This is a genomic window from Bordetella genomosp. 9, from assembly GCF_002261425.1.
Taxonomy (GTDB): domain Bacteria; phylum Pseudomonadota; class Gammaproteobacteria; order Burkholderiales; family Burkholderiaceae_B; genus Bordetella_C.
Genome location: NZ_NEVJ01000001.1, coordinates 598,251 through 624,146 on the forward strand (window position 1 = coordinate 598,251; position 25,896 = coordinate 624,146).

Sequence of the window (25,896 nt, forward strand, 5' to 3'; positions counted from 1 at the left end):
CCTGCCAGAGGTATAGCAGGAAGATCAGATATGCTTCTGGCGTTATATCAGCCGGGAGCCCGCATGGTCGCGCTTACCCTCGACCAATGGCGCCTGTTCGTCCAGATCGCGGACCAGGGCAGCCTATCCAAGGTGGCCGCCCTGCGCGACGGCGCCCAGTCCGCGATCAGCCGGCAGTTGTCCGCCATGGAAAAGCAGTGCGGCGGCCGCCTGTTCCACCGCACGGGCCGGGGCGTCGAACTGACGGAATCCGGACGGCAGCTCTATCCGCGCGTGGTGGCATGGATCGAAGAGGCCGACGCCTTGAGCCGCGATGCGGTCCGCGCGGTGGACCAGCCCGCCGGGCTGGTGCGGGTGGGGGTGCTGTCATCCATCGATCATGAACACCTGTCACGCGCCTACGACCGCGTCCGCCAGCTTCATCCGCAGATACGGCTGCGCATCCGCGACGGCGTGGGCGCCGCGGTCAGCGAGTGGCTGGAGAACGGCGACGTCGACATCGGCATTCTGATGCGCGGAGGCGGCGACCACCGGCGCCGTGAAAGCACCCTGTTCGCCGCGCGGCACCTGCTGGTGGCCGCGCCGGGCGACGCCTTGACCCGCAACGCGACGGTGCCGTTCGCCGCCTTGCAGGGACTGCCGCTGATATTGGCCGGCGCGCCCAGTGCGTTTCGCCGGCAGATGGACCAGCTGTCGCGGCGCCTGGGCGTCACGCTGAACGTGGCGCTGGAATGCGATTCGCTGCAGTTCCAGAAGCATATGGTGATGCGTGGCGGCCTGTATGCGGTGCTGGCCGAGCACGCGGTCGCGCGCGATCGCGCGGCCGGTGTGCTGCAGGCTGCGGTGATCGTGAAGCCGTCGCTGACGCGCAGCATCACGCTGGCCACCTCCGAGGTGCGGCCGATGACGCTGGCCTGCCGCGAGGTGGCGCATATCCTGCGCAACACCCTTGAAGAAATCGGCCAGGCCATCGGCACGCGCTAGAACGGCGCCATCACCCGCAGCGTGCCGCTATGGCTGGCGATCCGACCGGACAGTTCGCCGTCGTATTGCAGCCGGAAGTCCACGCCCGATTTCGTGGTGACCTGCAGGCCGGCGCCTATCCTGGCGATGACGCTGTCCGTTTCCATGGTGGTGCTGAAGGATCCGGAACCGGCGGGCGCGCCCTGGAAGCTCGCGTTCGTGCGCCATTTGTCCTTGGACAGGAAGGACGCGCCGGCATAGGCATAGGGCCGCATCGTCGCGCCGTTGCCGAGCTCGGCGCGGCCGCCGATTTCCAGCATGGGCGACAAGGCCATCACGAACTGGTCGCTGCCATCGACCGACAGGTGCAGCTCGTTGCCGGATTCCTTGTAGCCGGGCATGCGCACATAGGTCGCGTCGAGGTCCAGGTAAGGCTTCAGGTAGAAGCTGTCGGTGGGCGCGAAGGTGCGGGCCGCGCGCAGCTTGGCGCCCATGCTGTACACGTCCGGATTGCCGTCCGCCGTGCTTTGCAGTCCGGGAATGCCGATGTTGCGATCCAGTTCGTACGAGCCGTAGCCGCCGCCCAGCGCGCCGGAGAAGGTCCACGGGCCGGCCTGGTGCTTCAGTACGACGCCCAGGTAGCCGCTATCGCCATCGCCCGTGACGCGGCCATCCTGGCCGCGCAGCTGGCTGCTTTGGTAGGCGCCCGACGCGCCGATGAACCAGTCCGGGCGGAACTGGCGCTGGCCGCCGAACTGGTAGGTCATGCTGTCGTACTTCAGGTCCGCGGTGCCGCCGTTGCCATCCTGGTGCGTGCTGCGGCCGGTCACCTGGCCCCACAGGCAGTCGCGTTCGCCGGTCAGCGGGCCGCTGCCCGTGAAGACCGGGCAGGACATCATGCCGTTGTTGAAGCGGGCCATGCTGGCCTGCATCTGCACCGCGGGCGCCAGCGCCACGCCGGGCGACAGGTCGGACAGGCTTTGCCGGTAGGTGTCGGCGCCCTGGCGCGAGGCCTGGTCCAGGGCGGCGAACAGCACGCCGAACCCCGGGTTGCCGCCGGCGTCCCACGCGCGCTGCAGATTGTTCGCGACGGTCTCCTGGTTATGGCGCAGGCCCATCGACGAGGCCGCGAAATCGGCGCCGGCGGCGCGCACGCGTACGTCCGGCCCGGCCTGGCGCGTCGCGTAGTCGATGACGGGCGAATCCACCGCATCGAGCTGACCCTGCGTGGCGCCCTGGGTCGTCAGTACCGTGACCTCGCGGTCGGGTAGCAGGTTGGTGGGCGTCACGTCCACCTTGCCGTCCAGGGTCGACGGCCCCTGCACGACCAGGCTGTTCGTACGCAACTGATCGAAGTCCGTCGTGACGCGCAGGACGCCGGCAGGCTGCTGGCGGAAGCTTCCGCTGACGCTGGTGGTGTCGTAGCGCCCGGGCGTGCCGATGACCATCAGGCCGGCGTTGTCGACGTCGGCCTGATAGATGCTCGCGTTCGCGAGCGTGCCGGTGCTCGCGTTGTTCAGGTCGGGCAGGTTGCCCGTGCACGCCGTGTTGCCGCTCAGGTTGTTGCAGATGACGTTGCCCTGGACGGTGCCGCTGTTGTTGATCGTCAAAACCGATCCGAGCGAGGTCTCGTTATCGCCGCTGTAGCGCACCGCCACGCCGGAAAGGGCGGATATGGACCCGCCCGCGCCGACGTTCAGGACGTTGTCCGTGCCGGAGACGATCCAGACGCCGTTGCCGTTGTCGCCGGTGCCGCCCTGCACGCTGCCGTTCACGGTGACCGTGATGATGCCGTTGCCCGATGGGCCCTGGCTCTGCGCGAAGATGCCGGTGCCGCCGCTGCCGGTCGCGTTCAAGGTGCCCGCCTGGGTGACCTGCACGGCTCCGGCCGTGCCCTGGGCGGACACGTTGGTGTTGCCGGCGAAGCCGCTGCCGCCCACGCCGCCCACGCCGCCGCCGCCGCCGATCGATTGCGCCAGGATGCCGAAGGCGTTGGTGCCGTACACGTTGACCCCGCCATCGGCCGAGACGGTCACGGGGCCGCCGTTGCCGCTGGCATTCGCGTCGGCGGGCTTGCCGCTCCAGTCGGCGGGGTCCAGTTGCAGGCTCAGCGAACTGTCACCGGCGATACCGCCGCCGCCGCCGACGGATTGGGCCACGATGGCATGCGCGCCCGCGCCCGAGGTATTCAATCGGCTGCCGCCGGTCAGCGCCAGGTTGACCGAACCGCCATTGCCGCCGGCGCCGCCGCTGCCGCCCAGTCCCGCGCCGAGCAGGTTGCCGCTATTGCCCGCGCCGCCTATCCCGCCGCCGCCGCCGATGGACTGCACCAGCACGCCATACGCGCGCGGTCCCGTGGTCGTGAAAGCGCCGCCCGTGGACGCGTTGATGCTGCCGCCGTCCCCGGTGACGCCGCCCTTGCCGCCCACCGCGAGCGCGATTTCGTGCGTGTTCAGGCCGAGCGCGTAACTCGTGTTGCCCGCGCCGCCGATGCCTCCGCCACCGCCGATGGATTGCATGACCAGGGCGGGCGAGTCGCTGCCCGTGGTGGAAATATTGATCCAGCTGCCTCCAGTGGGAATCGTGATCGTGCCGCCCGAGCCCGACGCGCCGCCCGCGCCGCCGGCCACGCCGCCGACCGTGATGTTGCCGCTGGCCATGTCGGAGCCGTCGCCGCCCTGGCCGCCGCCGCCGCCGATGGATTGCAGCAGGACGCCGTAGGCCGAATAGCCCGCGGTGGTGATCAGGTTGGCATGGTCGTCGTCGAAGACCGCCTTGACGTCGCCGCCGTTGCCCGACACGCCGCCGGTGCCGCCGACGCCGACAGTGATGTTGGCATTGACCTTGCTGCCCGATGCGGTGGACGAGCCGCCGGCGCCGCCGCCGCCGCCGATGGACTGGGCGACGTAGCCGTCCGCCCAGTCGCCCTGGGTGGCGATCTGGCCGGCATGCGTGAAGGTGACCGCGCCCCCGTCCCCGCCGCCGCCGCCGCTGCCGCCGACGTTGACGGTGAGGGTGTAGGTTGCGCCGGAATCCGACAGCCGGTTCTTGTTGTCCTCGAAGGTGCCGATGCGATCCAGGATGGGATTGGAAGAGGCATCCGCGCCGATGGAGCCGCCCAGGCCGCCGCCTCCGCCTACCGATTGCAGCATGACGCCGTCGGCATCGCCGCCCGCCGTGGCGATTGCGCCGGACGTCGTCGCGGTCACGGCGCCGCCGTTGCCGCCGCTGCCGCCGGTCTTGCCCACGCCCACGCTCAGGCGACCGCCATAGCCGTTCACCGCGCCGCCCAGGTATAGCGTGCCGCCCTGCGAATTGCCGCCGCCGCCGCCGATGGATTGCGCGGTGATGCCGCGCGACCCCGAGCCCAGCGTCTGGATGGTCTGGTTGGGGTTCTGCGTTACGGTGACCGTGCCGCCATCGGCGCCCTGGCCGCCTTGGCCGCCGAGCCCCACGGTGGCCTTGAGATTCACCAGGCCGCCTTGCGCATAGGCGTTGCTGGCGCCGACGCCGCCGTTGCCGCCCCCGCCGCCGATGGACTGCGCCAGCACGCCGTTGGCGTAGTCGCCGTAGGTCACGATGGTGGAAGCCGGCGGCCGCACGTCGACGGGCGGCAGTTGCAGCGCGGCCGGAATGCGGGCGTATGCGCTGCCGGCGTCGCCCAGCGTCACGTTGACCTGGCCGCCGTTGCTGCCGCTGCCGGTGTTGATGCCGCCGATGGCGATGGACGAAGAAATCTCTACACTGTCCGAATCGCCCAGCGTGGTCGACAGCGTGGATGCGTCGCCGCCATTGCCGCCGCCGCCGCCGATGGACTGCGCGACCACCGCATGCGATCCGTCGCCCAGCGTCGCGACGGATGTGCCGTTGGCCAGGTTGACGGTGACCGTGTTGCCCGCGCCGGCGATGCCGCCGTTGCCGCCCACGGAGGCCTGCATATTCACCGCGACGGGAACGCCGGTTCCGGTCGGGGCCACGAGCACGAAATCCTTGGCGGTGGCGCTGCCGCCGTTACCGCCCCCGCCGCCTATCGATTGCGCCAGGATGCCGAAGGCGTCGTCGGGCGCGAAGGTCGCGGGGTTGACGTTCGGCGGCGGCATGCCAGTCACGATGCTGCCGTTGTTCAGGGTGACCGTGGTCGTACCCGCCGAGCCGCCGGCCCCGCCGCTGCCGCCGATGGCCACGCCCGCGTCGAAGCCGATCGTTGCGTTGAAGTATGACGAGTCGCCGCCGTTGCCGCCGCCGCCGCCGATGGACTGGGCCAGCAGGCCCGTGGCGTGTTGGCCGCTGGTGGCGATCGACAGGAAATCCTGCTGCACCGAGACGTTTCCGCCGCTGCCGCCCGCACCGGCCGAGCCGCCGATCTGCAGCTGCACGAACGACGCCAGGCTCACGTTGCTGGCGCTGCCGCCGTTGCCGCCGCCGCCGCCGACCGATTGCGCGACCAGGCCCACGGCGTAGTCGCCCTGCGTGGTGATGACGCCAGGCAGGATGGCGGGCAGGGGCCCGCAGGCTCCCGTGTTGTCCACGCACACCGTGCCGCCGTTGCCGCCGCCGCTGGCGCTGCCGCCGATGCCGAGCGACACGCCCGTCGAGACGGTCATGGTGTCGCCGCCGTTGCCGCCGCCGCCGCCCACCGATTGGGCCAGTGCGCCGATCGCATAGCTGCCCGTGGTCTGTATCGTGCCCAGGTTGAACATATTGACGGCGCCGCCGGCGCCGCCCGCCGATCCGGTGCCGCCCACGCCGGCGATGCCCTTGGCGCTGCCGCCCGTGCCGCCGCCCCCGCCCACGGACTGCGCCAACAGCCCGATGGCCGCGTTGCCGCTTGTGGTGACCGCGCCCGAGTTGTAGACCTGGACCATGCCGCCGGGCGAAGTCGTCGTGCCCGCCGCGTTGCCGCCGACGGCCAGCAGGCCGTTGGACGACCCGGCGGCGCCACCGCCGCCACCTATCGACTGCGCGACGATGCCGTGGGCGGCGTAGCCGGCCGTGGTGATCGGGCCGGTATTGGCGACCTGCGCCATGCCCGCCGTGCCGCCGCCCGCGCCGGAACCGCCCAGCGACACCAGCGACGACGTGTCCACGCCGCCATTGCCCCCGCTGCCCCCCACGGACTGCGCCAGGATGCCGTAGGCATGGTCGCCGCTGGTATTGATGCTTCCGGCCGCCTGGATGGTCACGCTGGAGGCGTCGCCGCCATTGCCGCCGTTGCCGCCGGAGCCGCCCAGCACGCCGACGAAATCGGAACCAGTGCCGCCGCCGCCGCCCACGGAATGGCCGACGATGGCAGCCGAATAGTTTCCGCTGGTCGTGATGGTCGTGCTTGCGTCCGTGTACACGTACACGAGGCCGCCGTTGCCGCCGAAGCCACCGCCGCCTCCCGTGCCGGCCAGCGCGCCGCCATTGCTGCCGTCCCCGCCCAGGCCGCCCAAGGACTCGGCGAGTATGCCGAACATCGAATCGCCGCGCGTGGTCACGGAGCCGCCATCGATCAGCTTTACCTGGGAACCCCAGGACGCGCCGCCGCTGCCGCCATATTCGTCGCTGCCGGGGCCCTGGCCCCCGGCCCCGCCATGGCTCAGCGCCGCGATGCCGGCGCCCACGGCACTCGGGGAGCCGGTGACGTCCAGCAATACGTTCGCGTTCGACGCCGTGACCGAGGCGTATTCCGCGTTGCCGCCCGCGCCGCCGCGGTCGCTGTTGTCGGTGGAGGGCAGGCCGTCGCCGCCGGCCGACCTGGCGGCCAGGCCGAACAGGTAGCCCTGGGTCGTCGCGTTCCAGTAGACGCTGATGGGCGCCGTGTTGGTGATCACGCCGTAGCCGCCGGCGCCGGCGTTGCCGTTGTTGGGTCCGCCGCTGCCGCCCACGGATTGCGACAGGATCGCGGCGCCCAGCGCCACGCCTTGTACGCGGCTGCCGCTGCTGCCCAGCGCGATGCTGCCGTTGTTGTTGACCGTGGCCGTGCTGGCGCTGCCGCCGCCGCCGCCCAGTTGGTCGCCGAAGGCGGAGTTGTTCTGTTCGCCGCCGAGCCCGCCGCGGGCGTCGGCCAATATGCCGAAGAACCCTTCACCGGAGACGGTGCCCGACATGCTCAATGCGGCGTTGTTGGTCACCGTCACCGTGCCGCTGTTGCCGCCGAGACCGCCATTGGAGTTGTTGTTCTTGTTGTCCTGGCTGCCGCTCCCGCCCGCGGACAGCGCATACAGCAGTTTGCCGGTGGGGAAAAAACCGCCGCCCGAGCCGTTCAGGAAAGCGCTCAGCGTGCCGTTGTTGGTCAGCGTGATGGCCCCGGCGGAGCCGGCGGTGCCCTCGTCATAACCCGTGCCGCCTTCGCTGCCGCCCAGGATCGCGGCGCCGCCGACGATGTTGGACGTCGAATAATTCAGCGAAAAGTTGCCGTCGTTGGTGATCGACACCTGGGGCCCGGCGCTGCCCGTCTTGTTGCTGCTGGTGCCGCTGGCGCCGCTATAGAGCAGCGCCTGGCCCGTGGAATACGATCCGCTGGAGATGCTGCAGGTTTCCGTGGTGGTGCCATTGGCCGTGCTCGAGCTGCACGATGCCTGCGCCACACGGGGCAGGACGCCGATCAAGCCGCATGCCACCGCGGCGGAAAGCACGGACAGGCGTGGCCATGTACCGGCGGACGGCGGGATCGGCCCAGGCGCGAGGTCCGCATGCGAGGCATGCCGCGCGGGCGCGTCTTTCGTCGTGGTGTGCTGCTTGGGAAACCCGGCCGTTTCGTTCATCCTGCATCTGCTCCGCGCAGCGGCCTCGACTCGAACGACCGCGATGGTTCTTTTGATTCTCGGGAGCGCGCGAGTGTGCCATGCGGACCTGCAAATCCCGACTTTTTTTCGACGAATCGGGGGTTTTTGTCGATGAATCGCGGCGCGGACGCGCAAGGCGCGTCCGGTCGGGGAAGGGTCGGACCGGACAGCGCGCCCATCCTTCGCCATCCTAGAAGTGGTAAGCGAAACGGGCGGTCGCCGACTGGCTGATGAAGTGGTTTCCGATATCGGCTGTATATCCGGCCCTGAGCTCGTAGCCGCCCGCGCGGAACAACTGCAGGCCCAGATCGACCTTGCCCAGCACCTCGGGCGACTTGATGTAGTCGGTGAAGGTGCCGTTGGACGAGTCCGCGTTCGAGAAGCTGGATTTCACCGTACGCGTATTGTCGGGTCGCCAGCTAATGCCGAACGCGGCGTAGGCGCGTATGGTCGTCTTCGCGTCCAGGTCGCCGCGCCGCCCGAATTCGATCATGGGCGAGAACGAGACGTTGGTCTGGTCGGTCGTGCGCACGTTCAGGGCATAGGGCGATGATCCGCCTTCCTTGAAACCCGGAGCGTGCGTGTAGACCACATCCACGTCGCCGTAGGGCCGGATGTACCAGTCCCCGCGATCGAACTCGTAGCCCGCGCGGAAGCGGCCGCCCGCCAGGAAGATGTTCGAATCGCTGCCCAGCGAAACCGAATCGCCGAACACGTCGACCTGTCGGTTGTTGTTGAACGATCCCGTCGCCATGGCCAGCGATCCCGCGAAATACCACGGGCCCGCCAGGTGCTTCACCGTGACGGAGCCGTCGTAGACGTCGCCGTCGCCGGACGATCCGCCCTTGGTGCGCGCATAGGTCTGGCCCGCGGCCAGCGATCCGCCCACGTACCAGTTCGGCGCCACCTGGTGCTGCGCGCCGATGCGGTAGGTGGTGCCCGAGACGTGATAGCCCTGGATGTCGTTGGTGGACGATTGATCCGTCCAGCGGCCGTTGATCTGGCCCCAGACGCAGTTGTCCTCACCCAGCTGCACGCTGTCTCCCACGAATACGGGACAGCTCATGCCGGCGCCGAGTATGGTGCCGGCCGATTCGATGACGGCCATGGACTGCGCCTGCGTCGCCTTGCTCGACAGGTTGTTCAGCGTCTTCTTGTAGGTGTCGACGTCGTCGATGTGCGACAGGCCCGCGAATGTGGTGGCAAGGCCGCGATCGACGTTGCCCCAGCCCCGGCTGTAGTAATTCGCCAGCGAAGACTGGCTGCCGTTCAGCGCGTTGATATTCGGCGTGAAGCTTTTCGGGGTCAGCGCGACCGAGTTGCCGGACGTCGTGGCGTCCCAATCGAATACCAGCGAATCCCGCGCCTGCGCGGTGCTGGCGAAGCTGTTGGCGGTCAAGACGGCGGGCGTGGTGCCGGGTAGCAGCGACACGGCGTTCGGCACGATCAAGCCGTCCAGGGTCGCGGCGCCATTCACGTTGAAGTGGCTGACCTGGTTGTTCAGCGAATCGATGACCGGACTGAGGCTGCCCGTGCCGGACTGGATGAAGCGGCCATGGACGTTCGTCGCCATTGTCGGGCTATCGAACGCGATGATGCCCTGGTTCAGGATGTCGGCGCGCGCAGACGCGCCGGGCACCCAGGTGCCGCGGTTGAGCAGGGCGCCGCGATCGTTCTGCAGCATGCCCTTGCTGTCCACCGGACCGGGCGTCCAGCTGGCGTTGTTGTAGTTGGTCTCGGTGGTGTCCAGGGACATCGACCCCACGATGGTGCCCAGGTTCGTGACCGCGACGCTGCCGCCGCCGGTCGCATTCACCGCCATGCCGCCGGAGCCCGACACGGTCGTCAGCACGCCGCCTTCCTGGATCTTCAGCCAGCCCTGGTTGTCGTTCGAATCGCCGCCGGGGCGATCGATCCACACGCCCGCGCCGCTGCCGGAACCGCCCGTGACCGTGACGATGTTCGTCGGGTCTCCGCTGCCGATCACGACGTTGGGCGTGGCGTTCGCCAACTGCGCGAAGCCGGTCGATTGCGCGAAGATGCCGATGCCATTGGCGCCCGTGGCCGACACCGATCCGCCCAGCAGCGTCACCGTGAAGTTATCGCTGCCGTTGGCCCCGGTGCCGCCGCAACTTGCCTGGCTGCACCCATCCGCCAAGGGCGTGCCCGCATACAGCGACGAGCCGTTCAGTATCAGGCCGCCGCCGCCGCCCACGCTCTGGGCGAATATGCCGATGCCGCCAGGGCCGTTGGCGCTGATGTTCGCGTACGAGGTGATGATGACGGGGCCGCCGTTGGCCGCGCTGGTGTTGGTCTGTTTCGTGAACGACGGCTGGTAGCCGGTGAACAGCGAAGGCGTCGTGCCGGTGCCGTCGTTCACGCGGATGATGCCGCCACCGCCGCCGATGGATTGCGCCACGACGCCCATGCCGGCGGTGCCGCTGGCGCTGATGATCGAGCCGGAAGTCAGGTTGATATAGACGCCGCCGCCATACGCGCCGCCCGACGTGCTCAGGCTGCCGAGCTGCGTCGTCGTCCCTCCCGACACGGCCTGGTTGGCGATGATGTTGCCCCCGCCGCCGCCGATGCTCTGCGCCAGGATGCCATAGGCGCCATAGCCGGACACGTTGACGAACAGCGGATAGTTCTGGAAGTTCTGGTTGATGTAGACGCTGCCGCCCGAGCCGCCCGAGTTGTTCCCGCCGCCTGCCGTCAGCTGCATGCTGCCCGATACCTGCTTCGATCCGTACTCGGCCCACACGCTGGACCCCGCGCCCGCGATGCCGCCGCCGCCGCCGATGCTTTGCGCGTTGATGCCGTCGGCGAAGGTTCCCGACGTTGTGATCGTGCTGCCCAGGTTGCCGTCCTCCTGGATGTACACGGTGCCGCCCGATCCGCCGCTACCGCCTCCGCCACCGCCCGAGGCGCCCAGGGAAATGCGTCCGCCCAGCGCATCGGAGCCATCGGCGCCCATGCCGCCGCCGCCGCCGATACTCTGCGCGACGACGCCCGTCGCGCCATAGCCGACGGTTTGCACCACGCCGGTATCCTGCAGGTTCACCGTCACGGTCCCGCCCGATCCGCCCTGGCCGCCGGTGCCGCCCACGGCCAGGTTATAGGAGGCGTTGATCTCGGCCCAATCGCCGCCCCGGCTGGATGCGAGGGCAGTACCGCCCTTGCCGCCGCCGCCGCCGATGGATTGCGCCACGATGCCATGCGCCCAGTCGCCGGAACTGGGCGCCTGGTTGCCGCCCGCGACGACCGGGTTGCCCACCGTCGCGATGGTCGAGGACAGCCACACCGTCACGGGACCGCCGTCGCCGCCCGCGCCGCCTTGCCCGCCGACGTTCATGTTCAGCGTCGTGTTTTCCTGCGGCAGGGACTTGTCGTTCAGCCAGTTGGTGACGTCGCTTTCGAACTCGCGCCCCTGCATCGCTTGCAGCACCGGGTTGTCGCCCGAGCCGTCCGAACCGGACGAGCCGCCCACGCCGCCGCCGCCGCCGATCGACTGCGCCACCACGCCGGTCGCATCGTTGCCATGGGTCGTGATGGGGGCCTGCACGTTCACCACCACCGTCTGGCCCGAGCCGCCGCTGGCGCTCGTTGCGTGGCCGAGCGCGAGATTCACGCCGGGTTTCACGTCGGGACCGTTATCCTGCTTGGCGGACTGCGCGAAGCTGAAGGAGCCCCCTTGCGACGTGCCGCCGCCGCCGCCGATCGATTGGGCGATGATGCCCACCGCCCCGGAACCGAAGGTCTGTATGCCCTTGCCCGGATACAGCGCGACGGTGGTGTTGCCGCCGTTGCCGCCCGGGGAGCCCGAACTGCCCAGGTTGATCGACAGCGACGTGGTCGATCCGGTACCGAAGTTCTGCGTATTGCCCGAGCCCACGCCGGCGTCGCCGCCGCCGCCGCCGATGGATTGCGCCTTGATGCCGGCCGCGTAGTCGCCGTAGGTCACGATGGAGGTCGGTGCCGCGCCGCTGCCGTCACCCCAGAATCCGCCCCACTGGTCGGTGCCGCCGCCGATCGCGACCTGGACCGGACCGCCGGCGCCCGCGCTGCCGCCATTACCCGAAACGGTGGCCGTCAAGCTGATCCCTGGCGAGAAGCCCGTCGGAGCGGAATTGGACGTGTAGCCGACGGCCGCGGCCATGGCGGAGGAGTCGCCGCCATTGCCGCCGCCACCGCCGATGCTTTGCACCAGCGCGCCGGTCGCGCCGTTGCCCGCCGTGACGATCTTCGCGCCGGTGGACATGGCGAACATCGCCGTCCCCCCGTTGCCGCCGCCGCCGCCATTGCCGCCCGCGCTCAGCGCCTCCGAAAGCGCAAGTTGGCTGCCGTCGGGTTCGAACGTCGTGGAAATCGCGATGGCCTGCGCGCTGGCGGCGCCGCCATGCCCGCCGCCGCCGCCGATGCTCTGCACCACGACGCCGTAGCTGTCGACCGGCTGCACGTTGCAGGCGCCGTTGGAGGTTCCGGGACAGATGCCCGTCGCGGCCGACGACCCGTTGATCAGGCTGGGGCTCTGGCCCGTGGCAATCGAACCGCCGGTCATGTTGATCGCCGCGATGCCGCCGTAGCTCGGCGCACTGCCGCCGGCGCCGCCCACCGCGATCGAGACGTCGTACAGCGGCCCGATGGACGTGCTCATCGCCGATCCGCCGGTGCCGCCGCCGCCCCCGATCGACTGGGCGACCAGGCCGACGGACTTGCTCCCCGACGTCGTGATGACGGCACCGTTCGTATTGACGGTCACCTGTCCTCCCGTGCCCGCCGCGCCGCCCGTGCCGCCGATCGCTTCGGACACGCTGATGCCGGTGGCCATGGCATTGCCGCCATTCCCGCCGCCGCCGCCGATGGACTGGAAGACCGCGCCATGCGCGATGTCGCCGACGGTCGTGATCGCAGTACCGCTGTTCAGGTTGGCCGTGAGGCTCCCGCCATTCGCGGAATTGCCGCCGTTGCCGCCGATCGCGACGGAAATGCCAGAGGCGCCGCCGCCATCGCCGCCACCGCCGCCGATCGATTGGCCCAGCACGCCGATGCTGCCCGCCGCGGTGGTCGACACGCTGCCGGTATTGTTGAAAATGATCGTGCCGCCGTCGCTGCCGTTGCCGCCGTTGCCACCGATCGCGGAGATGATGCCGGACCCCGCGCCGCCGGCACCGCCGCCGCCGCCGATCGATTGCATCAGGATCCCTTGCGCGCTGTCGCCGGCGGTGCTGATGGCGCCGCTGTTGGTCAGGTTGATCGTGCCGGCCGCGCCGCCGGACGCGCCGGTGCCGCCGCCCGAATGGCCCAGCGACCAGCTGGATCCGCCGGTACCGCCGGCTCCTGCCATGGCCTGCGCCAATATGCCTCGGGAAGTCGGGCCCGCGGTTGAAATGGTGGCGCCGTTGTTGATCTGTATCGTGCCTACGCTGCCGCCGGCACCCGCGGTGCCGTCGTCGCCGCCGAAGCCGCCGTTCTTGCCGTTGTTGTTGCCGCCCGCGGCGCTCAGGCTCTGCGCGAATATGCCCATGGCATCCGTGCCATAGGTTGTCGTGATGGTGGAGTAGCTGTCCGTGGTGATCGTTATGCCGCCGGAGTTTCCGCCCGCGCCGCCGTCGCCGCCATAGGCCTTGCCGGTGCCCGCATCCGCCGAGCCGCCTTCCGCGCCGACGCCGCCTTCCGAACGCGCCATGATCCCCGGCGAGTTGGAATGATTGGTGGTGATGATGGCATTGGTGACCGATATGGTGATGTCGCCGCCCGTGCCACCGGCTCCGCCGTCGCCGCCATGCGCATTGCCGGCCGCCGACGTATCGGCATAGCCCCCATAGCCGCCAGCGCCACCCAGGCTCGAAGCATAGATGCCTGGAGAACTGGGCGCATCCGTGGTCAGGCCCACGAAGTGGCCGTTGCTGCCCTGGACCGTCACGTTGATGGCGCCGGCATTGCCCCCCGCGCCGCCATCGCCGCCGTGCGAGGCCGAGAACCCGGTGTCGTGGCTGTAGCCGCCGAAGCCGCCCGCGCCGCCCACCTGTGTCGCCGCGATCGCGGGCGAAAAGCCGGCCCCCGAGGCGCTGGTCGTTATCGACGCCCAACGCGTTGGGGCGCTGAAGGTAATGCTCGCGCCGTTCGTGCTCCCGCCGTTGCCGCCGTTCTGCGACGGGTTCGCGGCGCCGACCTGGGAAGACGGCGTCCCACCATTGCCGCCGGCGCCGCCGACGCCATACGCCACGAAACCTGGCAGGTAATCGTTGTTGGTCGTGATGCTGGAATCCGCATGGCTGATCGTCACCGCGCCGGCGCTTCCGCCTTGCCCGCCGGAATTGTTGTTGCCCTGGATGGCGGACCCGCCGTTGCCGCCCACGCTGGCCGCAACCGCGGCGCCGCTGGGGATGGCGGGCTGCCCGCTCGGGGGAGTGCCGGCGACATTCACGTAGATGTCGCCGTAGTAGCTGAGGTTCACGATCGCCGAACCACCGTTGCCGCCCCAGCCGCCGTTACTGTTCGAGCTGCCGGTGTTGGTGGTTCCTCCCTGGCCGCCCTGCGACAAGGCCTGGACGCCGTAGACGCCGCTATTGCCGCTGCCGGCGTTCTGCCAGGTCCAATTGAGCCTGGCGGCCTGGTTCAAGGTTACCTGCGCCGTGCCGCCATTTCCGCCGCTGCCCGCGTTGTTGCCGTTCCCGCCGTAGGACATGGCCTGGATGTCGGCGAAACCTGCCGTGCCCGATGCCGTGGCGGTGATGAGGTTGTTGGAGCTGGTGATGGTGACGCCGGAGGAAGCACCGCCCGCGCCGCCGTTGTTGGCGTTGCCGCCCTGGTCCGTTGCCCAGATCGCCGCGCCGCTCAAGGCCGGACCGCTGGCGTTCAGTGTGATTGCCGCGGTGTTGTTGATGGTGACGCCGTTGGAAGTCGAGCCTCCCGAGGAACCGGTCGATCCGGACTGGCTCTGCCAGATGCCGAAGATATATCCATTGCTGTCGACGGCCGTCTGGTTGATGGTGGTGCTGTTGTTTACCGAGATCCCGGACTGCGCATGGGCCGCCATGACCGGCATCGCGGCGAGCAGGGCGCCGGCGAGCGCATGTGGTTTGAAGGACTTGGGGAAACCAGTGTGGATCGATCTATTTCTGTTTATTGGATTGTCGGGGCTGAATCTTTTCGCTATGCGTTGCGTGTCTTCCCCGACATCGATCGACGGCTCCATTCTCGCGGTCCTCTCCAGTTGTCTTTCGGGCGTACCGCGACCACGCTGTCCGCCAGTGTTGTAGTTGTGACTAAATAGTACAAGAGCGTTGCAGAGCGTTGCATCGGGCGAAAGATTAGCAGTGGTTTTTGAAGATTCCCCGCAAAATATGTTGGTCGTTGGCACAAAACGACATAGACCATGCCAACATTGTGGGGATTGAGGAGGCCGCGCGAAGCGTTTCAACGGCGCCTGGCGAAGCTGGCGACGCTCCCGGCCAGTGCGGCCAAGGCCGCGGACGCCAATCCCCAATGCACCGCGTCGTGTGCTGGCAGCAGCGCGAACATCAGGCTCATCATCAGGCTGCCGAGCGTCAAACCGGTCAGCCGCGCGGTACCTTGCGCACCGCCGGCCGCGCCGCTGCGCTCCTTGGGCGCCGACAGCAGCATGTTCTGGTTGTTCGGCGTCTGGAAGAAGCCGAACCCCAGGCCCGCCAGACTGGTGAACGCGACGATAGGCAAGGCCGGATTGCCTTGCAGCGGCCACCCCGCGCACAAGGCCAGGCCGAGCGCGAAGCACGTGCTGCCTGCCGCGCACAGCCAGGCGCCTGGCACCCGCTGGGCCAGGCGCGCCGACAGCGGCGCGGCCACCATCACCGCCAGCGGCCACGGGATCATCAGCAGCCCGGCGGTCACGGCGCTCTGCCCCAGTTCATGCTGGATGTAGAAAGGCAGGGCGACAAAGGCGGCCATCTGGCCGGTGAAGCAGCACACGGACGCCACCACCGACGCACGGAACGAAGGCACACGCAGCAGGTCGAGCGGGATCAGGGGAGCGGACTTGGACGTCTCGCGCCGCACCAGCGAGACCAAGCAGATCAGCGCCAAGGCCAGCAACGCGCCACCTTGGCCCGGTTGCATGACCACCCGGTCGCTCCCCAACACGAACGAAGCGAACATGGCGGCATTCAACGCGATGCTCCAGGCATCGATGCGGCGATTCGAACGCGCCGGTGTCGGCAGGGCCGCGCAGGCCACGAGCACGAACAGGCCGACCGGCAGGTTCACCGCGAAAATCCACGGCCAGCTTGCCGCGGAAAGTATCAGCGCGCCCAGCGTCGGTCCCGCCGCGGAAGCGGCCGCGACGGCCAGCGCGTTCCAGGCGATCGAGCGCGCCAGCAAACGGCGCGGGTAGGTGAAACGCAGCAGCGCCAGGCCCAGCGGCATGACGGCCGCGCTTCCCAGGCCTTGCAGGCACCGGGCGGCCACCAGCCATGGCAGCGATGGCGCCAGCGCGCACATGACGGACGCCACGGTGAACAGCGCCACACCGCCGGCGAAGATCCGCCGATAACCGTAGCGCTCTCCGATCGCGGAAGCGGGCAGCAGGAACATGACGACCGCCAGCTGATACGCGGTGACGATCCAGATCGTATCGGCGGGGGCGGCCTGCAATTGGCTGGAGATTTCCGGCAGCGCGATATTGGCGATCGCGCCGTCGAGCACCACCAGCACGCCCGCGCCCAGCACGGCGGTGACGGCGGCGATGCGGCGCGGCAGCGGCAGGCCATCGGCCTCATCCGCGTCGTTCCCCGACTGGACGGGCGCGGATGGGGCGGCCGCATGGGTGGAAAGCGCATGGGTGGAGGGCGTATGGGCCGGTATCGGGCCGGACAAGGTTGATTTCATGGTCGGAATACCTATGCGTGCGGGTTCTATTCGGGTCAGGTCAGCTTAGGCGTCGCGGCGCCGCCTGCCCAGCGCGTGGCGCGCAATGAGTCCTTGCGTGCGACGCCTGTCGAAACCCGCGCGCGCATGCTAGATTTCCGGCATGCCGACCGAAGCCGACCTGAACCTGTTGCTGGCATTGAACGCGCTGCTTTCCGAAGGCAGCGTCGCCAAGGCCGCGGAACGGCTGGCCTTGAGCGAATCGGCCATGAGCCGGGCGCTGACGCGCCTGCGTGAAGCGACCGCCGACCCGCTCCTGGTCAGGGCGGGCCGCGCCATGGTGCTCACGCCCCATGCCTTGGGCTTGCGCGACCGTGTCAGGGAACTGGTGCAGGAATCGCGCGCGGTGCTGCAGCCCGCCGGCGTGGACCTGGACCCCGGCACGCTGCGGAACCTGTTCACCATACGTGCCAACGATGGATTCATCGAGGCCTTCGCCCACCGGCTGGTGGCGCGCGCCGCGCGCGAGGCTCCCGGCGTGCGCCTGCGCTTCGCGCCCAAGCCTGACAAGGACGTCCGTCCGCTGCGCGAAGGATTGCTCGACCTGGATATCGGCGTGCTGGGCGAGGCGGGCCCGGAGGTACGCGTGCAGGCGCTGTTTCGCGACCGCTTCATCGCGGTCGTCCGCGACGGCCACCCGTTGCTGGACGAACCCGCGATTACGGCCGAACGCTATGCCGCCTGGGGGCATGTGGTCACCTCGCGCCACGGCCGCAGCGCGGGTCCGGTTGACGACGCGCTCGCGGCGATGGGCCTGGCGCGCAACGCCGCGGTCGTGGTGCCCAGCTTCAACACCGCCTTGTCGGTGGCGGCCGCCACCGACCTGGTCGCCTTGATCCCGGCTTCTTACTTCGAACACCTGCGCGAGCGCGGCAGCCTGCGCGCCTTTCCGCTGCCCATGCCCACGGCGGCCATCACCGTGTCGCAGATGTGGCATCCGCGCCTGGACCGCGATCCGGCGCACCGCTGGCTGCGCTCGGTGGTGCTGGAGATCTGCCGGCCCGAGGAGCAGGGCAGGCTGGCTCGAGAGCCGGACCCGGCTGCCTAGCGTCCGCTCTCCAGGCGTTTCATCGCGGACTCGGGATAGCGCTGCCCGGCCACCGCGTCGGGCGAGAACACTTCATCCAGCTTCTGCCAGACACTGGCGGGAATCTCGAGCGAAGCCGCCACCTGCGCGTCGCGCACGTGTTGCGGCTCGGTGGCCCCCACGATGGGGCTGGCCTCGCCATGGCGCCGGCACCAGGCCAGCGCGAGCTGGGCCGCATTGACCTTGGCTTCGGCAGCCAGTTGCTTGAGCAGATCCACCAGTTCCAGGTTCTTGTAGAAGTTCTCGCCCTGGAAGCGCGGCATGTCGCGGCGCTGGTCGCCGGCAGGCAGGTCCGCCGGCGACTTGAGATTGCCGCTCAGGATGCCGCGTCCCAGTGATGCATAGCCGAAGAACCAGGTGCCGTGCTGGCGCAGCGTGGGAATGATGTCGGTTTCAGGTTCGCGGCTCCACAAGGAATATTCGCTTTGCACCACGGCGACCGGATGGATGGCGGCGGCACGCGCATAGGTCCGCGGGCCGACTTCGCACAGGCCCAGCGCGCGGACCTTGCCTTTCTCGACCAGGCGCGCCATCGCGCCGTAGGTGTCTTCGATGGCGACGTTGGGATCGACGCGGTGCAGGTAGAACAGGTCGATGACGTCGGTGCCGAGGCGGCGCAGGCTGGCATCGCAAGCCGCCTCGACGCGTTCGGGACGGGCATCCAGGCCCCGCTGGTCCGCGCGTTCGCCGAACAGATAGCCGAACTTGGTGCACAGCACGACGCCATCGCGGCGTCCGGCGATGGCTTTGCCGATCAAGGTTTCGTTCGCGCCATTGGCATAGAGATCGGCGGTATCTATCCACCGGCCGCCCTGGGTCAGGTAATAGTCCAGCGTTTCAAGTGCCTGGCTCTCGCTGCTGGGGCCGTAGTAGCCGGTCATGGCCATGGTCCCGAGGACAAATGGCGGCGGCGCGTCGGCCAGCATGGAATTGGGTTTCATTCGTGACGTTCCGATAGGTGGACGAGGGACGCCGGCGCCGGCGTCCGGATGGCGAGTGCAGGTATAGGCTCGCGGGGCGATCAACCCCGGCGATCAACCCCAGCGATCAACCCAGCACGAAGGGGTTGTCGCGGCGCGGCGACGGCGTGATCCACACGCTCTTCACCTGCATGTATTCCTTGATGGCGTCGACGCCGCCTTCACGGCCCATTCCGCTGCGCTTGTAGCCGCCGAACGGCGAGGTGAAGCTGGTGGTCCGATAGTTGTTGACCCAGACGGTGCCGGCCTGCAGCCGTTCGACGCAGGTCATGGCGCGCCTCAGGTCCTGGGTCCAGACCGCGGCCGCCAGGCCGAAGTCGCTGTCGTTGGCCAGCCGCATGGCTTCTTCTTCGTCCTTGAAGCGGATGACCGTCAGCACGGGGCCGAACACTTCCTTGCGCGCGATTTCCATCTGGTTGTCGACGTCGACGAATATGGTCGGTGCGACGAACTGCCCCTGCCCATAGCCTTCGCCGCTCAGCGCGTGTCCGCCCAGGATGCAGCGCGCGCCTTCCGCCTTGGCGACGTCTATCATGCGCATCACATGCTCCCACTGCTGGCGCGTCGCGATGGGGCCCAGCTGCGTCTCGGGCAGCGAGGGATCGCCGATCCGCGCCTGCCGCGTCAGTTCGGCCAGCCGCGCCACGAAATCATCGTGGATGTTTTCCTGGATCAGGAGCCGCGACCCCGCCATGCACGTCTGTCCCGCGGCCGCGAAGATGCCCGCGATCACGCCTTTCATCGCCTGGTCCAGGTCCGCGTCGTCGAACACGATGTTGGGCGATTTGCCACCCAGCTCCAGCGTGACGCGCTTGAAGCCGCTGGCCGCCAGCTCATTCACTTTCTGGCCGCCGGCGTCGCCGCCGGTGAAGGCGATCTTGCGCGTCAGGGGATGACGAACCAGCGGCTCCCCGACTTCGGCGCCGAAGCCCGTGACCACATTGACGACGCCCTTGGGGATGCCCGCCTGTTCCGCGAGCTTGGCGAGTTCGAGTATGGACGCCGAGGCGTGTTCCGATGGCTTGATGACGATGGTATTGCCCGCCGCGAGCGCGGGCGCCATCTTCCAGGCGGTGAGCGACAGCGGCGAATTCCAGGGCGTGATCGCCACCACCACGCCGAGCGGTTCGTAGCGGGTGTAGTTGATGACGCCCGGCTTGTTCACGGGAATCACATCGCCGCCGACCTTGTCGGCCAGGCCCGCGTAGTAATAGAACCATTGCGCGATATTGAGCACCTGTCCGCGCACTTCCGTAATGAGCTTGCCGTTGTCACGCTGTTCCACACGGCCCAGGTGGTCGGCATTCGCTTCGATCAGCGCGGCCAGCTTGCGCAGCATGGCCGCGCGCTGGGTCGCGGTGAGCGTGGGCCAGACGCCGGACGTGAAGGCCGCATGCGCGGCCTTGACCGCGCGATCCGCATCGTCGGCCGATCCGCGCGGAATGCGCGCCCAGACCTCGCCCGAGTAAGGCTCGACCGAGTCGAACCATACGCCGGAAGCGGGATCGGTCCACGCGCCATCGATGAAGAGTTGGTATTGGCTGGGGGTGTTGCTCATGCGCGCTGCCTGTATGGGGTAGATGAAATCGTTGCGGAGATGGCGATCACATTGCGAGGCGGATCAGTCGATCTTCAGATTGCTGCTCTTGACCAGATCGGCGAACTGGGCGACCTCGTCCCGCAACTGCTTCTCGAAGCTTTGCGGCGTGCTGTCGGTGATGGGCTGCAATCCGGCCGTCGCCATCTGTGCGGCGAACTCCGGCGTGCGCGCGATGCCTTGCAGCGAACTGGCCAGGCGATCGACGATGGCTTTCGGCGTGTCCTTGGGCATCATGAGCCCGTACCAGGAATCGAGGCGGAACTGCTTGAGTTCCGGCTCGCTGCTGGATTCGGCGAAGGTGGGCACGTCGGGCAGCAGCGGCGACCGTTGGGGCGCCGCCACCGCCAGCGCGCGCACCTGGCCCGCCTTGATCTGCGGCAGCACCGACCCCAGCGTGGCGAAGGACATGGCGACGTGGCCTGCCATCACGTCGCTGATGGCGGGCGCCGCGCCCTTGTACGGCACGTGCACGAGCGACGTATGGGTCAGCTTCTTGAACAGCTCCGCGGACAGATGGGGCGTGCCGCCGCTACCCGCCGATGCATAGGAATACTTGCCGGGGTTGGCCCTCACGACCTGCAGGAATTCGTTCAGGTCCTTGGCCGGAAAGTCCTTGTTCACCACCAGCACCGTGGGCGCCACCGCGACGGCCGCGACAGGCGCGAAGTCGTCGACGCTCTTGAACGGCAGATCGCGGTAGAGCACGGCATTGATCGTGTGATTGGTCGCGGCGATCAGTCCGGTATAGCCATCCGCGGGCGCGCGGGCGACCAGGGCGGCGGCGATGGTGGCGTTCGCGCCGGGGCGGTTTTCCACGATCACGGTCTGCCCCAACGCCTTGCCGAGCTCGTTCGCGACCACGCGCGCCACGATATCGGTGGGGCCGCCCACTGCGAAGCCGACGACCAGGCGGACGGGACGCGATGGATAGTTGTCTGCCGCGAGCGCGCCCGTGGCGCAGACGGACATCGAGGCCGCGACGACAGCGCGGCCCAGGAAAGTACTGAGTTTCATGGGTCAATTCCAGAAGATGTTTCAGGAATTGCACGCGCTGCCTCCACCCTTCCGCGCCTCTCTGAACCCTGGGGCGCTAGGACTGCTGCTGGTGCAATATCGAAATAATAGAATCGAGTCCTGTTTGACGCAACCGAAAAATAAAACCCGGTCCTGTCTGATGGAATTTCCCCTGCGTGAGACAATCTGCCGGTTTGAGACTGGCGCCCGTCGGGGCGAATCTCGTGATGATCACGAAAGCAAGCATGGCGGGGCCCAAACCAGAGGCGGAAGACAAGGGCGTGGCGGCGGTGAGCCGCGCGCTGAGCCTGCTTTCCGCGTTCCGGAGAGATGACTACAGCCTGACCCTGACCGAACTTTCCATACGCGTCGGTCTGTACAAGAGCACGGCGTCGCGCCTGATCGATACCCTGGTGCGCGAAGGCTACCTGTACCGGATTTCGGACGGCAGCTACCAGCTGGGCGCCAAGCCGTTGCAGCTCGGGGCCATCTTCCAGCGTCAGATGCGCACCGCGGAATACGTTCCGCCTTTCCTGCACCGGATCGTGGAAGAACTGGGCGAAAGCGCGTCCTTCTACATTCCGCAGAATGGCGGGCGGCTCTGCCTGCATCGCGTCAGCGCCAGCAACCAGGTGATCGTCGATTCCGTGCGCGAAGGCGACTGGCTGCCCTTGGAAGGCGGCGCCACGGGAACCATCCTGCTGGCTTTTGGTGGAGCGGAAGGCAAGGAAATGGACGCCGTGCGCGTCCAGTTATGGGCGGCCACCTTTGGCGGCGCCCACCCCGAGATGGCGGCGGTCGCCGTGCCGGTCTTCGGCGTGCAGCAGGCCCTGCTCGGCGCGCTCAGCGTTTCCGGCCCCCGGTACCGGCTGGAAGCGCGCGGCGCGGAAACCATGTGGCCCACGCTGATGCGAGCCGCCCGCGGCCTGACGGAACTCCTGGGCGGCGACACGGCGGCATTCGACGCACGCCTGCGCGCCGACTGAACGCTAGATCGACGCGCCTTCGCTGGCTGGGCAGGTAGCCCGTCCAGGGATCACGGGGCCAGCTGCTTGCGGAAGTACACCCTGTCGAATCCGTGTTCAGACACACGGTCCGTGACAACGAAGCCGATCTTCTGGTACAGCGCGATGTTCTCATGCATCAGCGCATTGGTGTACAGGGTCAGGGCGCGCAGATTGCGCGAGCGCACCATGCGTTCCGCGAACAGCATCAGTTCGCGGCCGTAGCCCTTGCCCTGGTCCGCCTGTCCCACGACCAGGTTGTTGACCTTCAACGCGTTGCGGTCCTGCGTGAGCAGGATCGCGCCCGCGATGACGCCGTGTGCGCGGAGCACGTACAGGTCGCCCGACGCCGCCAGCGCGGCGTAGTCGGCTTTCATCGGCGCGGGCAGTTTCCCCATGCGCTCGATGTACATGGAATAGGCGCCGTCCACCAGCGCCTTGATGGCGGCGGCATCGGCGGGCCGCGCCGGTTCGATAGCGTGCGCGCCCCGTTGCTGCGCGGCGCCCGGCGCGTGCGAGGCGGCCGCGTTCTTCGCGTGATCGACCGGCGTGCCGTCGGCCGACAGCTGCTTGTAGAAGAACGTGGTGTCCGTCGCGCCGCCATGCGGCTTCAGGGCGTAGCCGGGGATGACACCCGCGCGGATCCAGCCGGAGCGCGCATAAAGCCGTTCGCCATCGCTGCCTGTGGCGGTGTCCAGGACCAGGAGCGTCCGCCCGGCCTGGGCGGCGACCTTGTCGACTTCCGCCATCAACCGAGCGCCGACGCCCAGGCGCCGGAAATCGCGATGCACCAGCAGCTTGGAGACATCCGCCCTGTGCGGCTGGTTCTCGGGCAGGCCGATGACGACCTGGACGGTGCCCATGATGCGGTTGCCGGATTCGGCAATCAGCAGGATGCGGTCGCCATTCGCCACGCCGGCCGCGACCTTCATCCAGAAGCGTTCGGCCTTCGGCTTGTCCAGGGGCGTCATGAAGCTGACCGACGCGCCGCCGTCGACGCAGTCCATCAAGAGCTCGGCCAGCGGCCCGGCCAGCGATGGGGCTTCGTCCGCGCCGACGATGCGGATCCTGGTTTCGGTGGTCATCCTAAAGTCCTTTGGGAGGCGTCGTGATCGCGACCAGATAATGCGCGGCGGCCGCGCCTGGGTTATGGAAAGCGGTCGGCACGTCGAGCGGCATCGTCAGGCAGTCGCCTTTCGCCAGCTGCCAGGTGGTGTCGCCCACCCGCACGTCCATCGTTCCGCGGATCATCCACACTTGCTGTATGACGTCGGGATTCTGCATCGTCGCCTCGTAGGCGACGCTCTGGCCTGGCGGGAAATGGATCTCGATCAGCTGGGTGGGACAGGGAAAGGCCGCGGAAAGGTGCCGGCGCACGTAGCCCGATGCGGGGTCTTTCCAGACCGCCTGCTGGTCGGCGCGCGAGATGGGCGAGGGGCTTGCTTCGGAAGGCGGCCGTTCGAACAAGGACGCGAGCGGGACGTCGAGGGCCGATGCGAGCTTGTCCAGGATGATGGCGGTGGGGCTGCTTTCGCCCCGCTCGATCACCGAGATGGTGGACCGGCTCACGCCGCTGCGATCGGCAAGCACGTCCAGCGACCAGGCCCGCTTGTTACGCAGGTCGCGCAGGCGGGACGCGATAAGCTGGTTGATGTCCATGAATTGATGTCGACGATCATCTATAATATTGGATATTGATTCTATTATTATGGATAACGGCCGCCGCGTCAACTGGCGGCCCGGGAGCCACCGTGATCACCAACGTCGGAATTCTCGTCCGTGACGGGCTGGGTCGTACGCTGCTGCAGATGCGCGACGGCAACGCCCCCAACGGCCCGCTGGCCTGGAGCTTCTGGGGTGGGGGCGTGGAGCCGGAAGACGCGGATCATCTCCACACGGCGGCACGCGAACTGGCGGAAGAACTGGATATCGCCGCGCTTCCCGCCGACTTCATCGAGATAGGCCGCCGCACCGGCAGCGATGGCCAGGAAGCCCCTTTGATGCTGCTGCGCCGCCCCGTCGAATGGGGCGACTTCCGCGTCCTGGAAGGCGCGGGCGCCGCTTATTTCCCGCTACACGAAATACGGCAGCTGCACGTCACGCGCTCAGTGGCGTGGTACCTGGCCAACCGGCCTGATGTGTTTGGCATCGCAGCGTAGGCGGCAGTTCAGGGTTTAGCCGAATAGATCCCCGTTGCCCCGGGACTTTTCAAAGGCTCGGCTGGCATATACAATCTGGCATATACAACCTGGAGGGCGGCATCATGGCTACCCATGTTCATGCGACGCGGCCGCGGGAAGCCAAGCTCTTCCGCAATAACCGCAGCCAAGCTGTTCGCATCCCCGTCGAGTTCGAACTCCCCGGCGACCGTGTGCTCATCCGACGAGAGGGGGCAAGGCTGATCATCGAGCCATTGACCGGGCCCAGGAATATCGTTGAGCTCCTGGCACAGTGGCGAAAGGAAGAGCCGCTAGGGCCTGAAGATCAGTTTCCCGAGATCAGCGATGCGCCGCTCCGGCCCGAGGATATCTTGTGAGCGGCTATCTCCTCGATACCAACATCATCAGTGCACTGCTGCGTGAACCCGATGGTCACGCCGCACGCCGTGTCGCGCTAGTGGGCCATCGCGCGGTTTGCACCAGCATCATCGTGGCAGCCGAGCTACGGTATGGCTGCGCCAAGAAGGCATCGCCCAGGCTGACCGCCAAGGTCGAGAGCCTGCTGGATGTGATCACCGTCTTGCCGTTCGAATGCCCGGCGGATGTCGAGTACGGAGATATCCGAGCCACGCTCGAAACAACCGGGGAAATCGTCGGCTCCAACGATTTGTTGATCGGTGCCCACGCTCAGTCCCTTGGCCTCACGCTGGTGACCGCGAATACACGCGAGTTCGCCCGCATTCGCGGCCTCGCGGTCGAGAACTGGCTCGAATAAACCGCTTACCAGGGGCTTTCATGACAACGCTGACGAATCGCGCCAATTCGGCGCTGGTGGTGATCGACCTGCAGAACGGCGTGGTCGCCGAAGCATACCGGCGTGATGAGGTGATCGAGGTCGTCAGGACGTTGGTCGAGCATGCCCGGCGCGAGGGCATGCCCGTCATCTGGGTGCAGCATACGGACGACGAGCTCGCCGAGGGCAGCGTCGCGTGGCGCTTCGTCGACGAACTCGTGCCGCGATCGCATGAGCCGGTGGTGTACAAGCGCTACCGCGACGCGTTCGAGGATACCGAGCTTGAAGCCATTTGCGCCAGGCTGCATGTGGGCAAGCTCGTTGTGGCCGGCGCGCTGACGGACATGTGCGTGCGTTCGACGTTGCATGGCGCGCTGGTCCGGGGCTATGACGCGGTGCTGGTCAGCGACGGCCATACGACCATCGACAGGACGCGGCAGGGCGCTCCCACGGCGGATGCAGTGATCCGGCACACCAATCTGTACTGGAGCGGGCAGCGGGCGCCCGGGAGATCGGGGGGCGTGATCTCCAGTGCGGATTTTCTGATGCACATCTGTGGCGGCTAGCTCTACCGTGCATCCTCGCGCGCTCGCGTAAACTCTCCGTCTTGCGCGGTACAGCC

The 25,896-nt window shown here is 68.1% G+C and carries 15 protein-coding genes and 1 pseudogene; 7 read left to right on the forward strand and 9 right to left on the reverse strand.

Translation table 11 applies throughout. The features are described from left to right. Positions 1-63 precede the first annotated feature (63 nt). Positions 64-984: a LysR family transcriptional regulator gene (locus CAL26_RS02660; protein WP_179283224.1), complete on the forward strand. Its 921-nt coding sequence runs from the start codon at positions 64-66 to the stop codon at positions 982-984. Here CAL26_RS02660 and CAL26_RS02665 read toward each other — a convergent pair. From CAL26_RS02665 to CAL26_RS02675, 3 genes are all read right to left on the reverse strand, one after another. Further along, the gene (locus tag CAL26_RS02665) at positions 981-7,712 is read right to left on the reverse strand and encodes an autotransporter outer membrane beta-barrel domain-containing protein (RefSeq protein ID WP_094845363.1); all 6,732 of its coding nucleotides are present in this window, start codon (positions 7,710-7,712) and stop codon (positions 981-983) included. The genes CAL26_RS02660 and CAL26_RS02665 overlap by 4 nt on opposite strands. A gap of 211 nt (positions 7,713-7,923) precedes the next feature. Then, the gene (locus tag CAL26_RS02670; protein WP_143277338.1) at positions 7,924-14,772 is read right to left on the reverse strand and encodes an autotransporter outer membrane beta-barrel domain-containing protein; all 6,849 of its coding nucleotides are present in this window, start codon (positions 14,770-14,772) and stop codon (positions 7,924-7,926) included. Between the two features lie 380 nt (positions 14,773-15,152). Then, the gene (locus tag CAL26_RS02675; protein ID WP_094845365.1) at positions 15,153-16,598 is read right to left on the reverse strand and encodes an MFS transporter; all 1,446 of its coding nucleotides are present in this window, start codon (positions 16,596-16,598) and stop codon (positions 15,153-15,155) included. A gap of 142 nt (positions 16,599-16,740) precedes the next feature. On the opposite strand from CAL26_RS02675, the gene CAL26_RS02680 reads away from it, so the two are divergent. Then, positions 16,741-17,685 carry a LysR family transcriptional regulator gene (locus CAL26_RS02680; protein WP_094845366.1) on the forward strand — a complete coding sequence of 315 codons (945 nt, stop codon included), beginning with the start codon at positions 16,741-16,743 and terminating at the stop codon, positions 17,683-17,685. Here CAL26_RS02680 and CAL26_RS02685 read toward each other — a convergent pair. The 3 genes from CAL26_RS02685 to CAL26_RS02695 form a co-directional block, all read right to left on the reverse strand. Further along, on the reverse strand, positions 17,682-18,665 hold the full coding sequence (locus tag CAL26_RS02685; RefSeq protein WP_094845367.1) for an aldo/keto reductase: 984 nt from the start codon (positions 18,663-18,665) through the stop codon (positions 17,682-17,684). The genes CAL26_RS02680 and CAL26_RS02685 overlap by 4 nt on opposite strands. A gap of 106 nt (positions 18,666-18,771) precedes the next feature. After that, positions 18,772-20,262, reverse strand: coding sequence for an aldehyde dehydrogenase (locus tag CAL26_RS02690; RefSeq protein ID WP_094845368.1), 1,491 nt, complete (start codon positions 20,260-20,262; stop codon positions 18,772-18,774). A 63-nt stretch (positions 20,263-20,325) separates the two neighbouring features. After that, positions 20,326-21,318, reverse strand: coding sequence for a Bug family tripartite tricarboxylate transporter substrate binding protein (locus CAL26_RS02695; protein WP_094845369.1), 993 nt, complete (start codon positions 21,316-21,318; stop codon positions 20,326-20,328). Positions 21,319-21,563: 245 nt separating this feature from the next. Here CAL26_RS02695 and CAL26_RS02700 point away from each other — a divergent pair, with 245 nt between their 5' ends. Then, entirely contained in the window at positions 21,564-22,304 is a 741-nt protein-coding gene (locus CAL26_RS02700) for an IclR family transcriptional regulator (RefSeq protein WP_094845370.1), read from the forward strand. Positions 22,305-22,354: 50 nt separating this feature from the next. Here CAL26_RS02700 and CAL26_RS28515 read toward each other — a convergent pair whose 3' ends face one another. The 3 genes and pseudogenes from CAL26_RS28515 to CAL26_RS02710 all read right to left on the reverse strand — a co-directional run bounded on the left by CAL26_RS28515 (position 22,355) and on the right by CAL26_RS02710 (position 23,981). After that, positions 22,355-22,735, reverse strand: a complete 381-nt coding sequence (locus tag CAL26_RS28515; protein ID WP_306437089.1) for a GNAT family N-acetyltransferase — start codon at positions 22,733-22,735, stop codon at positions 22,355-22,357. A 150-nt stretch (positions 22,736-22,885) separates the two neighbouring features. Continuing rightward, positions 22,886-23,407: pseudogene (locus CAL26_RS28520) on the reverse strand (GNAT family N-acetyltransferase); the annotation flags it as partial. A 1-nt stretch (position 23,408) separates the two neighbouring features. Next, positions 23,409-23,981 carry a helix-turn-helix domain-containing protein gene (locus CAL26_RS02710; protein ID WP_094845372.1) on the reverse strand — a complete coding sequence of 191 codons (573 nt, stop codon included), beginning with the start codon at positions 23,979-23,981 and terminating at the stop codon, positions 23,409-23,411. A gap of 92 nt (positions 23,982-24,073) precedes the next feature. On the opposite strand from CAL26_RS02710, the gene CAL26_RS02715 reads away from it, so the two are divergent. From CAL26_RS02715 to CAL26_RS02730, 4 genes are all read left to right on the forward strand, one after another. Continuing rightward, positions 24,074-24,481 carry an NUDIX domain-containing protein gene (locus CAL26_RS02715; RefSeq protein WP_179283225.1) on the forward strand — a complete coding sequence of 136 codons (408 nt, stop codon included), beginning with the start codon at positions 24,074-24,076 and terminating at the stop codon, positions 24,479-24,481. 104 nt (positions 24,482-24,585) lie between these two features. After that, complete coding sequence (locus CAL26_RS02720; RefSeq protein ID WP_094845374.1) at positions 24,586-24,858, forward strand: antitoxin; 273 nt, start codon at positions 24,586-24,588, stop codon at positions 24,856-24,858. Then, positions 24,855-25,256, forward strand: coding sequence for a type II toxin-antitoxin system VapC family toxin (locus CAL26_RS02725; RefSeq protein ID WP_094845375.1), 402 nt, complete (start codon positions 24,855-24,857; stop codon positions 25,254-25,256). The genes CAL26_RS02720 and CAL26_RS02725 overlap by 4 nt, the downstream gene beginning before the upstream one ends. A 20-nt stretch (positions 25,257-25,276) precedes the next feature. Then, complete coding sequence (locus CAL26_RS02730; protein ID WP_094845376.1) at positions 25,277-25,840, forward strand: isochorismatase family protein; 564 nt, start codon at positions 25,277-25,279, stop codon at positions 25,838-25,840. The last annotated feature ends 56 nt before the right edge of the window (positions 25,841-25,896 follow it).